Source organism: Stenotrophomonas sp. NRRL B-14846, from assembly GCF_050473585.1.
Lineage (GTDB): Bacteria > Pseudomonadota > Gammaproteobacteria > Xanthomonadales > Xanthomonadaceae > Stenotrophomonas.
Genome location: NZ_JBFLUN010000031.1, coordinates 1 through 10,133, shown reverse-complemented (window position 1 = coordinate 10,133; position 10,133 = coordinate 1). Strand labels below are relative to the sequence as shown.

The following is a 10,133-nucleotide window of genomic DNA, read 5'->3' as shown; positions in this document are numbered from 1 at the left end:
ACAAGGTGCCGTTCCAGCGCCTGATGAACGCGGCGATCTCGAATCAGACCATCACGCTGCATCGCCCTGCCAGGGACGGCGGAGGTGTGGATGTCGACGCAACGAAGGAGGTGACGGAGAAGATCGCCAACATCCGCGTCGCTTCGCCGAATGGTTGTGGAGTGACGCCGAACGCAAGGTGGCGGTGGAACGCGAGTACAACGAGGTCCGCAACGCCTACGCAACGCCCAAGTTCGACGGTTCCTTCCTGAGCTTCGAAGGTATGGCGCTGTCGTTGGGCAGCGGCCCGTTCGACCTCCGCGACCACCAGCGGAACGCCATCTGGCGAGGCCTGGTGATGCGCAAGTCCATCAACGCCCATGAGGTGGGTACCGGCAAGACGTTCACCATGGGCGGTATTGCCGTTGAATCGCGGCGCTACGGCATTGCCAAGAAGCCCTTGCTGCTGGCGCACAACGCCAACAGCGCCAGCGTGGCTGCTGAGATCCAGATGATGTACCCGGCTGCGAAGGTTCTCTATGTGGACAACCTGTCGCCGGCGACCGTCGATGTGAAGCTGCGCCAGATCGCCAACGACGATTGGGGATGCCGTGGTGCTGCCTCATTCCCTGATGGATCGCCTGACGTTCCGGAAGGACACGCTGATGGGATTGGCAGCGGAAGAGATCGCCCAGCTCGAGGAGGCCGCGCACGAGGCCGCCAGCGATGATGGAACGAAGCTCACGCCCGAAATGCTGGCGGACGAGGATGAGCTGAAAAAGCTGCGCTCGCCGACGGCAAAGGAGCTGGTGAAGATCCGCAATCGCATCCTGAACTCGATCCAGATCCAAGCCGACCGTGCGTCGCGGCCTGGCGCCATCCCGTTCGAGGAACTGGGGAATCGACATGGTGCTGGTGGATGAGGCCCACGAGTTCAAGAAGCCGCCGTTCACTACCAAGATGCGCATGAAGGGCTTGCAGACCCAATCCTCAGCGCAGTCGATTGGACTGAACTTCCTCACGCGCTACGTCCGCACCAACAACAACGGCAACAACGTGCACCTGTTCACGGGCACCCCGGTCACGAACACCATGACCGAGGTGTTCCACCAGATGCGGTACGTGATGGCGGAGGAGATGGAGGCGGCCGGCGTCGACCAATGGGACGGCTGGTTCGGATCGTTTGCGCGCGAAGTGCAGGATGTCGAGCTGAACGCGGCTGCCGAATACGAGGCGGTCACCCGCCTGGCCGCCTTCATCAACGTGCCCGAACTGCGCCGGATGGTCGGGCAGTACATGGACGTGGTGTTCGCCGATGACATGCCGAAATGCGGCCGCGCCGCACGGCCTCTGGCAAGCGGCTGGGCGACAAGACCTTGACCGAGGCCGAGAGCGCTGAGCTGCTGAACGGCGCACAGAAGGGGCCAAGGACCGGCCGTACAAGAAGGTGGTTGTTGAGACGGCAGACCTGACGGCGCCGCAAAAGGCTGCCTTCGAGCGCATCCAAGGGTATGCCCGCTCCTGGCGGGGCATGACCAGCAAGGCCCGAAAGGAGGCCATGCTCGCCGGCTTGCCCGAGTCGCCCATCATCACCGAAGGGCTGGCGAACAAGGCAAGCCTGGATGTTCGCCTGCTGGACGGCGAGAAGTTGGCCGGCCAAGAGGGCCGCGCGGGAGGATGACCCGAACAGCAAGGCCAGCCGCCTCGTGCGTAACGTTGCGGACCTCTACGCAGCCATCCGGAGGCGAATCAGGTCATCTTCACCGAGCTGGGGATCTCGACCACCGCCACCCGCAAGGTGGGCCCGGTGGGAGCGCGCATGGACCAGCGCTACAAGGTGTTCTCCACGATCCAGGACGTGGTGGCTCGTCTGGTCGAGCAGGGCATCCCGCGCGACCAGATTGCCCTGGTGGATGGATCGACCAGCAAGAAAAGCGCAAGGAAGTTGCCGACCGCATGAACCGGTCGGAAATCCGTGTGGTCATTGGCAGCACCGCATCGCTGGGTGTCGGCGGTCAACATGCAGCGCAATCTGCGGGCCATGCACCATCTGGACGCACCGTGGATGCCCGGCGACCTCGAGCAGCGCAACGGGCGCGGTCATCTGACAGTGCAACCAGTGGAACACGGTGCTCGAGTACCGCTACCTGACGGACCGACTCGATGGCCGCCGCTGGCAGGTGCTCGCGGTGAAGGATCGCTTCATCAAGGCGTTCCTGCGCTCCAAGGGCGATGAGCGAGTAATCGAGGGAGAGGCGGCAGCGGAGGAGCAAGAGCGACATCCTGCAGACCTTTGCGGAGGCGGCTGGCGATCCGCGCATCCTGATCCGGGAAAAGCTCCGCAAGAAGATCGAAGGCCTGCAGTCGAGGGAGCGCCTGCACAGCCGCGGCATCGCTGATTCGCAATCCAAGATTCGCTCGATCAGTAACCGTGCGGACCGCAATGAGGTGGTGCTTTCGAAGATCGAAAAGGCCGGCGCGGTTGACGCCGTGGACACCTTGGTGGCGATGAATGCCGGCAAGGGCTTCTCCATGGACGTTGACGGCAGGGCCCATGCCGACCGGAAGGAAGCGAGCGAGGCGATCGGGAAGTGGATCTCGGCCAACATGCGTGTTGGTGATGGCCCGGAGCGAGTGGCCACCTTCGGCGAGTTCCGGTGAAGGCCATGTGGGACCGCTACGCGGAGGTGCCGCACCTGGTGCTGGATGTGCACGGCGTCGAGATAACGTCGAACCAGCCCACCGTGGCGAGCCTGGAGGGCAGCGCTGCGCCGCTACCCGGTCGAAGTGCGGGAGCTGGCCGAAGGCCATCGCCGAGGATCGCGCGACGGCGGAGCGGTTGCGCAAAGCCACGACGGAGCCCTTCCACATGGGCGACCAGCTCAAGGCGGCCGAGAAGGCGCTTGTGGAGCTTGAGCGCGACATTCAGGCCAATCCGGTTCCACCGCCGGCATGGCTCCGCAGCGGCGCTCCCGTCGAGACCGAGGTGGTTTGGAACGGCAAGACGTTCGAGGTGACCGGCCACCGGTGGACCGCTGACGGCTGGTTCGTGGTTGGCCGCGACGCACGCGGCGAGGTGGCCATTCCGTACGCGGAGGCGACCGACGCCAGGGCATGCCGCTGTACGAGCCGCGCACCTTCGAATCCCCGGTGCTGGTCGACAAGAAGGCGGCACCGGCTGAGGCCGTGAAGCTGTCACGGCCGGCTGAGGTCGCCCCCCGCGGCATTTCGGCAGCCCAGGCCAAGAAGGCGATCGGCACGGTGACTGCGAAGTGGGGCAGCGAGGCGCCGGCGGTGGTGGTGCTGGAAAGCCATGCGATCTGCCAGCACGGGCAAAGAGCGATCCCGAGCACGTGAGCGCGGAGGGGTTCTACGACGACTCGACCGGGACCGTCTATCTGGTGGCCAACAATCTGAGCAGCCCGCAGCGCGCTCTGCAGGTGCTGTCGCATGAGGCGGTGGGCATTTTGGTATCGAAGCCATCACCGGCGACCGCACGTGGGCGGACATTGCGCGGACGATTGACCGCATGCGGGCCGGAGGAAAGCACGCCGCCCTGTTTGCTGAGATCGACCGCCGCTACCGTGGCGCGAATCGGGAAATCGGTATCCGCGAGGCCGTGGCCGTTATGGCCGAAAAGGGCGTTCGCAACAGCGTGATCGATCGAGCCGTCACGGCGGTGCGCAACTTCCTGCGGCAGCTCGGGTTCACGCTGCAGTTGAGCGAAGCGGCAGCTGAGCAGCACCTGGTCGCGGCGTCGCGATATGTCCGAGGCGGAGCGCGTCCGCGCGCGAGCAGTGCAGGTGCTGGCCTGGCCTTCTCCCGCACTGCCGGCGACCTCAACCAGTCCATCCCGGTAGTCGATGTCACGGTGGGCGACATATCGCCGGACCTGCCGCCGAAGGAGGCCCGTCGCGTGGCTCGCGACTACCTGGTGCGCATGCGCGATGCCGGCACGGTGATGCACAACGACGACAAGGGCTGGGACATCGGCCTCACCCGTCGTTCGATCAATGAGCTGGTGAGTTTCCGACCCGAGAAGCTGCTGCTGGTGCCGGCGCTGCCGCAGATCACGAAGGCGGCGGTACTGGGACGGTCACGCCCGAACGCGGACACGTCTGCGGTGAACCCGTCTGGCGATTCGGTGGTGGCCTATCACGACTTCTACGCACCGGTCCGGATCGGCGACGACCTGCGTGTGGCCCGCGTGGTGGTGCAGGAGCAGCGCAACGGGAAGTTCGCCTACGACCTGCAGCAATCGGATGTTCTGGAAAACGTAAGCCCCGCAGAAGCCGTGCGCGAACCCGGTCACATCCAAGGCGCGTCACGGCCCACAACGGGGCTCACGGCGCTGACCCTATCGCAGTTGCGGGATGCGGTCAATTCCGTGGATCGCCCCGGTTGGGTTATGTCAAGACCCGATCAGGTCCGCAGCCCCGAATTCAGGGAGTGGTTCGGTTCGGTCGCAGGTGGCCGATGCCAGCGGCGATCCGAAGGTCGTGTACCACGGTACCGGCGAGGAGTTCTGGTCGTTCGATCCGGCAAGGCTGGGCCGTTCTACCGGGCACATGACGGCGCCACTGGGCTTCTTCTTCGATGAGAGCAAGGCGAAGGCGAAGCGGTACGCCGAGAAGGCCGCAGACGGTGTTCCCGCCGATGAGCGCGTGATCGACGCCTACCTGTCGCTGCAGAATCCCAAGCCCATGACCCTCGATCAGTTCCTCGCTGTCGATTCTTCGAAGAGGCGAAGGCGCTTCGCTCGGCCCTCAAGGCTGAGGGGCATGACGGTATCCACCTTGCTGAAATCGGGCAGTGGATCGCGTTCGAGCCTGGTCAGGTGAAGTCGGCCACGGCCAACACCGGCGCGTTCAATTCGCGTAACGCCGACATGCGCTATTCGAAGCCCGATCCGGAGGCCACTGTTGCGGCCGTGGATGCCGCGTTGGGTGGACCGTCGAGCCGTGTGGCGGACAAGCTGAAAGCGATGTTCAGGGGGCTGAAGCCCGAGAATCTCCGCGAGAACACTCGGCCGGCCTGGCTCGGTGCGCTGACCTTGCGGCATCTGGCCGAGCTGGGCAGCGACTTGCATCTGCAGCAGGTCGCGGCCTACGCGGACCGAGTGCAGCAGATGGCTACCGACCGCAACATCATGCAGGAGGAGGCCGCAGGGATCGCGGATTCCTGGGAGAAGTTCCAGCGCAAGGACCGCGCCGGGGGCTGATGCGACCGCGAACCTGATGCACGACACCACGATCGAGGGTGTCGACCCCGTCCCAGGACTATGTGCCGTTGCGTACCGGCGCCACCCGCCGCGGTCCCGACGAGATCGTCACCCCTTCCAGCATCGAGCGCCGTAAGGCCTCGGTGGCAGAGGACATGCGCCAGGCGCGATCGTCGGAGGCTGTGGGCCGCCTGGAGGCCGAGCTGCAGGCACTGGATGACTTGCTCGCACAGGAGCAGGCTCGAAAGGCGGTCTACCCCGAGTTGGTCCGGCGCTTCCTGGCGCTGCCGGCCGCCGGCCAGCAGCTCTACCGCACCGCCAGCAGGCCTACGTCCGCCAATCGGAACAGATGGAGCAGGCCCTGATCGACCGCATCGAAGCACTGCAGGCCGACCGGAAGTCCAAGGCGACGATGGTGAGCCAGATCCGACAGCAGTTCGAGTCGGCGCGTTTGAATGGTCCCTACTTTCGCTGCAGCGCTTCGGTCAGTTCTGGATCTCCGCCACGGACGCTGCTGGCGAGCCTGCCTTCCTGATGTATGAGAAGGTCGAGCAGTGGCGGGAGGCACAGCGGGAGCTACCCGCGCGCGGCTTCACCGTGAAGAAGGCGGGCCGCAAGCTCGATGAGGCCCGCAGCCTGGCCGGTGCCAGCGGCGGCTTCATGGCCGACCTGCAGGAGCTGCTGGCCAACGCCGGCATTGACGAGAGCACACGCGACGACGTGTACCAGCTCTACCTGCGCACGTTGCCGGAGCTGTCGGTGCGAAAGCACCAGATCCACCGCAAGGGCACGGCCGGCTACAGCGCAGACGCCCTGCGGTCGTTCTCGTCAAACCTCTTCCACGGTAGCTTCCAGGTCGCGCGGCTTCGCCATGCCCACGAGCTGGACGCCGATTTGATGGACATGAAGGCAGCCGTTGACCGGTTGACCGAGAGCGATCCGGAGCGCGCGCCAAGGGGGCGGCGCTCTATAGCGAAATGAACAAGCGGCACGAGTGGGTGATGAACCCCAAGGACTCCAAGACGGTCAGCGGGCTGACTTCGCTGGGCTTCGCCTGGTACCTGGGCACCACGCCGGCGGCCGCGCTGGTCAACCTGTCGCAGACGGCCATCGTTACCTTCCCGGTGCTGGCCGCCCGCTTCGGGGTCGGCAAGGCGTTCTCGGCCTGTCGTCCGGGATGGGCCTTGCGCTGCGCACGCGACGGGCGACATCACCGGCAACCTCAATGCGGAAGAACGTGCGGCGTACCACGTCTGGCGCACGTCGGGCGCGATCGACAAGTCCCAGGCACACAACCTGGCTGGCCTGTCGGAAACGGACACCCGCGCCTTTAACCCTGCGGTGCGCAAGGGCATGCAGGTGATCTCCTGGTTGTTCCACAAGGCGGAGGTAGTGAACCGAGAGGCAACCGCGTTGGCGGCCTTCCGCCTTGCGCGCCAAGGTGGCAGACGTTCAACGAGGCGGTGAAGTACGCCGGTGATGTGGTGACGGAGAGTCACTTCGACTACAGCAACGCCAACCGCGCGCGCTTCATGCAGAGCAACGCAGCCAAGGTGCTGCTGCTGTTCCGGCAGTACAGCCTGAACATGACGTGGTTCCTGTGGAGAAACCTGTACCAGTCGATCAAGGGCCAGGCACCGGAGGTCCGCCGCGAGGCGCGCACGAAGCTGGGTGGGGTGCTCGGCATGACTGGCCTGTTCGCTGGCCTGATGGGCATGCCGCTGACCTCGGTGATGTTCGGACTGGCTGATGCCGCGGCGTCGGCGTTCGGCGATGACGACGACGAGCCGTTCGATTCGGAGGTGGCGTTCCGCAACTTCCTTGCCGATCTGCTGGGCGCGGATGCGGCCAGAATCTTGGCAAAGGGGCCGGTCGACTACTTCACCTCGGCCAGCATCGGCAGCCGCGTGAGCCTCAACGATCTGTGGTTCCGCGAGCCCAACCGCGAGCTGGAAGGCAAGGAAATGGCCGACTATCTGCTCGAGCAGGCCGGTGGCCCGTTGTTCGGCGGGATGCTGGTCAACACGCTGCGCGGCCTGGCACAGGTCCAAGAGGGGCACACCTGGCGCGGCGTCGAGACGATGATGCCCAAGGCGGTCAAGGACGGCATGAAGTCGGTCCGCTACACCACTCAGGGCGTCAACACCCTGCGCGGCGACCCTGTGATCGAGGATCTTGGGGTAGGCGGTTTCGCTGTTGCAGCTCGCGGGATTCTCGCCTGCGAGCCTCAACGAGCGGTATGAAGGCATCAACGCGGCCAAGAACTACGAAAAGCGCCTGCTTGACCGCCGCTCATCGCTGCTGAATGCCTACGCGATGGCGTGGCGGGCGGGTGACGCCGATACGGTCACGAAGGTGTTGGGCAAGATCCGCTCGTTCAACGAGGCTCAGCCGGAGCTGGCGATCAACACGTCCACCATTCGCGACTCGCTGCAGGCCCGCATGCGTTACAGCTCCCGAGCTGAGGGTGGCGTTGTGCTGAACCCGAAGGATCGCTGACAAGGCGCGGGAGGAGGCGCGCTTCGCCGAATAGTCAGCGCCTGGGGCGGAGCATCCTCTCGGCAATGATCGGGAGGGTGCATTGCCTGGGGTCGGCAGGATGCCCGACGTAGCCCGTCGGGCACCCGCCGAAGAAGCCGCGCTTCACGAACTGCGGCACGTCTTTTTCACAGCGATCCACATTCGCCGCCGGCGCGTGCTGGCCGTCGGGGCACACCTTGAAGCACGACTTGCCGACCGGCTTGAAGCCGGCAGCGCACTTCGGCTGCGCGTAGCGCGCATATGGGTTTGGTTCTTCGGCAGCGGCAGCGGTGGCAGCCAGAGCCAGGGCGAGCGCGGCGATGATGCGGAACATGACGATCCTCCTGATGTCAGGAGCGAATGATCGCCGGGCGCGGCCGGCGTGTCGAATCGTTCCGCTACAGCGGCGCTGGCAGCGCCTCAGTGGTCAGCTCCTCGCCAGCCCGCCATTCGCCGGTCTGCCGGTCAACGTGTAGCACCCGCGTGCTGCCGCGCTTGGCCACCAGCACCAGATCGATGGTTCCCTTCCATGACCGGGTTTGGACGGGCTCTATCCCGCGATGGTAGATGGCGATTCGCTCGAATGTATCTGCGACCATCTGGCGAGCCTTGATACGGGCGTCATAGTCGAGCGCACGCACACCCTCCACCAGATCGGCCCAGGCCTGCGCCAGCGCCGGCGGCGGCGTGGCGGCAGCGCTGGCCAGCTCGTGCTCGAGCGCGTCTACCTCGGCCTGCTGGCCGGCCAGCGTCTCTTCCAGCTCGCGGGCGCGGCGCATGAATGCAGCCGGGGCCTGGCCGGCGGCCGCCGAAAGCAGAGCATCGGTCACTTTTCGATCTTGGCGGTGGTGTCGGCGACGGCCGCGCGGGCCACTGCGAGTTGACCGCTGATGCTGGCCTCCCGATTGCCCCCCTCGTGAAGCCGGGTCAGGTTCATCTGGTCGGCGCAGAAGGTCATGAGCGCGTGCTCGATCGGCACCACACTGCAGCTCCCGGAAACCGCGCAGCCCGAGCCCTGGGAGTTTCCGACGCAGATCATGCGGCGGTGCCCATGCTGCGGTTGCCCATCCGCCCGTCGACTGCGATTCATCAGATTCTGCGCGACCATGGCCGAGCCGCAGTATCCGCAGTAGGTGACGCGCATGCCGGCGATCAGGCTGGGGATCTCGCTGGTGCCCTTGCGGCGGATGCGCTGGCCGGCGACGTGCTGCAGGTCGGCAAACTCCTCCGCCGTCAGCAGGGGCGGGTAGTAGCCCGGCAGCCGGTACTCCTGCCCCTCCACCTCGAGCACCTTCTCGCCCACCAGCGCCCGGTTGCGGACGATCTTGTAGAGCTGGCCGGCGGGGTTGCCCCCGTTGGTGATCTGCAGTCCCTGCTCCTCGAGGGCGCGCATGATGGTGACCGCGCCGTTGCCCTCGCGGAACATGCGGACGGCCAGCCGAACGGCCTCGGCTCGATCCGGCACCAGCTTGAACTCGCCGGGCTTGGTCAGTTTCCAGCCAGTGCGGGTCACGCCCGTTCCGGATGACCCCGCGCCAGGTGCCGGCGATCCAGCCCTGGCACTGCCGGTGGATTGCGGCGCGCACGCGCTTGCTCTTGGTATCGGACTCTTCGTGCGCCCGGATCATCACCAGGAGGCTGTAGACGAGATCCATGGGCTGGGCCTTGAGTCCAGCCCTGTTGTACTCACGGCCATCGCTGGCGGTCACCACCGTGATGCCGGCGTTGATGATCTGCGCCAACTGGGCCTGAGCCTGAATGGGCTCGGCGCGGCTGAGGCGGTCCAGGCCCTCCACGATCAGCACCGACCGGAGGGGATCCGTCCCTCATCTATGGCCGCCAGGAACACCCCGAGGGCACCCTTTTTCACGTGGCGCTGGTGGTAGGCGGAAAGGCCCTCGTCCTGCATGGAAAGGGCCGAATCCAGGGTCATTCCGTGCTCGGAGGCCCAGCGGCGAGCGTACTCGAGCTGGCGGTCGGCACTGCTGCCGGCCGCCTGCTTGGGATCACTGAAGCGCAAGTAGCTGTAACTCTCGCCTTTGTAGCCATAGAGCCAGGTGTCGCAGTGTCGGATCGCAGGAGTATAGGGTTTATTTCTTTAGGGTGCCCTAAAGATCGCTAAAATATACTCCTGCTGCCGGGTCACTTCTTCGCGCCCGGCTTCTGCAGCACCCGCATGTGGCCCTCGCCGATCAGGAAGTTTCGGTAGGCCAGTACCGATGCTTCCCACGCAGCCTTCGCCACCTCCGGACCGGCAGCCAGCACGCGGCCATCCGCGTCCAACACTGCCAACGATGCAGGTCGGCCGTCGGCGCCCACCACCGTGATGCCCTCGAACACCACCGCAGAAATGACTGTGTGGACCCTGTTCGTTGTCGCACTTCATGCCGCGTCCCTCATCAAGCTCATCACC

20 protein-coding genes are annotated in these 10,133 nt (G+C 65.5%); 16 read left to right on the top strand and 4 right to left on the bottom strand.

The window, feature by feature from the left end; all coding sequences use genetic code 11:
• The 16 genes from AB1281_RS24800 to AB1281_RS24725 all read left to right on the top strand — a co-directional run.
• A partial coding sequence (locus tag AB1281_RS24800; protein ID WP_430347296.1) for a hypothetical protein occupies positions 1-709 on the top strand: 709 nt, incomplete at its 5' end.
• A complete protein-coding gene (locus AB1281_RS24795; RefSeq protein WP_430347295.1) occupies positions 645-902 on the top strand; it encodes a hypothetical protein in 258 nt (85 codons plus the stop codon). The genes AB1281_RS24800 and AB1281_RS24795, both read left to right, overlap by 65 nt.
• Positions 886-1,359, top strand: coding sequence for a hypothetical protein (locus AB1281_RS24790; protein WP_430347294.1), 474 nt, complete (start codon positions 886-888; stop codon positions 1,357-1,359). The genes AB1281_RS24795 and AB1281_RS24790 overlap by 17 nt, the downstream gene beginning before the upstream one ends.
• A gap of 151 nt (positions 1,360-1,510) precedes the next feature.
• A complete protein-coding gene (locus AB1281_RS24785) occupies positions 1,511-1,660 on the top strand; it encodes a hypothetical protein (RefSeq protein ID WP_430347293.1) in 150 nt (49 codons plus the stop codon).
• A gap of 138 nt (positions 1,661-1,798) precedes the next feature.
• On the top strand, positions 1,799-1,939 hold the full coding sequence (locus AB1281_RS24780; RefSeq protein WP_430347292.1) for a hypothetical protein: 141 nt from the start codon (positions 1,799-1,801) through the stop codon (positions 1,937-1,939).
• Positions 1,940-2,430: 491 nt separating this feature from the next.
• Positions 2,431-2,640, top strand: a complete 210-nt coding sequence (locus AB1281_RS24775) for a hypothetical protein (protein ID WP_430347291.1) — start codon at positions 2,431-2,433, stop codon at positions 2,638-2,640.
• Positions 2,641-3,093: 453 nt separating this feature from the next.
• Positions 3,094-3,336 carry a hypothetical protein gene (locus AB1281_RS24770; protein WP_430347290.1) on the top strand — a complete coding sequence of 81 codons (243 nt, stop codon included), beginning with the start codon at positions 3,094-3,096 and terminating at the stop codon, positions 3,334-3,336.
• A gap of 172 nt (positions 3,337-3,508) precedes the next feature.
• Positions 3,509-4,579, top strand: coding sequence for a hypothetical protein (locus tag AB1281_RS24765; protein WP_430347289.1), 1,071 nt, complete (start codon positions 3,509-3,511; stop codon positions 4,577-4,579).
• The gene (locus AB1281_RS24760) at positions 4,479-4,820 is read left to right on the top strand and encodes a hypothetical protein (protein WP_430347288.1); all 342 of its coding nucleotides are present in this window, start codon (positions 4,479-4,481) and stop codon (positions 4,818-4,820) included. The genes AB1281_RS24765 and AB1281_RS24760 overlap by 101 nt, the downstream gene beginning before the upstream one ends.
• A complete protein-coding gene (locus AB1281_RS24755) occupies positions 4,817-5,200 on the top strand; it encodes a hypothetical protein (protein ID WP_430347287.1) in 384 nt (127 codons plus the stop codon). Before AB1281_RS24760 ends, AB1281_RS24755 begins: the two co-directional genes overlap by 4 nt.
• Positions 5,201-5,238: 38 nt before the next feature.
• Positions 5,239-5,565 carry a hypothetical protein gene (locus tag AB1281_RS24750; protein ID WP_430347299.1) on the top strand — a complete coding sequence of 109 codons (327 nt, stop codon included), beginning with the start codon at positions 5,239-5,241 and terminating at the stop codon, positions 5,563-5,565.
• Positions 5,550-5,735 (top strand): hypothetical protein, encoded by a 186-nt coding sequence (locus AB1281_RS24745; protein ID WP_430347298.1) that lies wholly within the window; start codon positions 5,550-5,552, stop codon positions 5,733-5,735. The genes AB1281_RS24750 and AB1281_RS24745 overlap by 16 nt, the downstream gene beginning before the upstream one ends.
• Positions 5,672-6,181, top strand: coding sequence for a PLxRFG domain-containing protein (locus tag AB1281_RS24740; RefSeq protein WP_430347297.1), 510 nt, complete (start codon positions 5,672-5,674; stop codon positions 6,179-6,181). Before AB1281_RS24745 ends, AB1281_RS24740 begins: the two co-directional genes overlap by 64 nt.
• Positions 6,178-6,534 carry a hypothetical protein gene (locus AB1281_RS24735; protein WP_430347286.1) on the top strand — a complete coding sequence of 119 codons (357 nt, stop codon included), beginning with the start codon at positions 6,178-6,180 and terminating at the stop codon, positions 6,532-6,534. The genes AB1281_RS24740 and AB1281_RS24735 overlap by 4 nt, the downstream gene beginning before the upstream one ends.
• A 150-nt stretch (positions 6,535-6,684) precedes the next feature.
• Positions 6,685-7,443, top strand: a complete 759-nt coding sequence (locus tag AB1281_RS24730) for a PLxRFG domain-containing protein (RefSeq protein WP_430347285.1) — start codon at positions 6,685-6,687, stop codon at positions 7,441-7,443.
• Complete coding sequence (locus tag AB1281_RS24725; RefSeq protein WP_430347284.1) at positions 7,397-7,699, top strand: hypothetical protein; 303 nt, start codon at positions 7,397-7,399, stop codon at positions 7,697-7,699. The genes AB1281_RS24730 and AB1281_RS24725 overlap by 47 nt, the downstream gene beginning before the upstream one ends.
• A 34-nt stretch (positions 7,700-7,733) precedes the next feature.
• Here AB1281_RS24725 and AB1281_RS24720 read toward each other — a convergent pair whose 3' ends face one another.
• The 4 genes from AB1281_RS24720 to AB1281_RS24705 form a co-directional block, all read right to left on the bottom strand.
• Entirely contained in the window at positions 7,734-8,054 is a 321-nt protein-coding gene (locus AB1281_RS24720) for a hypothetical protein (RefSeq protein WP_430346144.1), read from the bottom strand.
• 64 nt (positions 8,055-8,118) lie between these two features.
• Positions 8,119-8,550, bottom strand: coding sequence for a hypothetical protein (locus tag AB1281_RS24715; RefSeq protein WP_430347283.1), 432 nt, complete (start codon positions 8,548-8,550; stop codon positions 8,119-8,121).
• Positions 8,547-9,233 carry a recombinase family protein gene (locus AB1281_RS24710; RefSeq protein WP_430347282.1) on the bottom strand — a complete coding sequence of 229 codons (687 nt, stop codon included), beginning with the start codon at positions 9,231-9,233 and terminating at the stop codon, positions 8,547-8,549. The genes AB1281_RS24715 and AB1281_RS24710 overlap by 4 nt, the downstream gene beginning before the upstream one ends.
• Before the next feature lie 629 nt (positions 9,234-9,862).
• Positions 9,863-10,060, bottom strand: coding sequence for a hypothetical protein (locus AB1281_RS24705; RefSeq protein ID WP_430347281.1), 198 nt, complete (start codon positions 10,058-10,060; stop codon positions 9,863-9,865).
• Positions 10,061-10,133 lie beyond the last annotated feature (73 nt).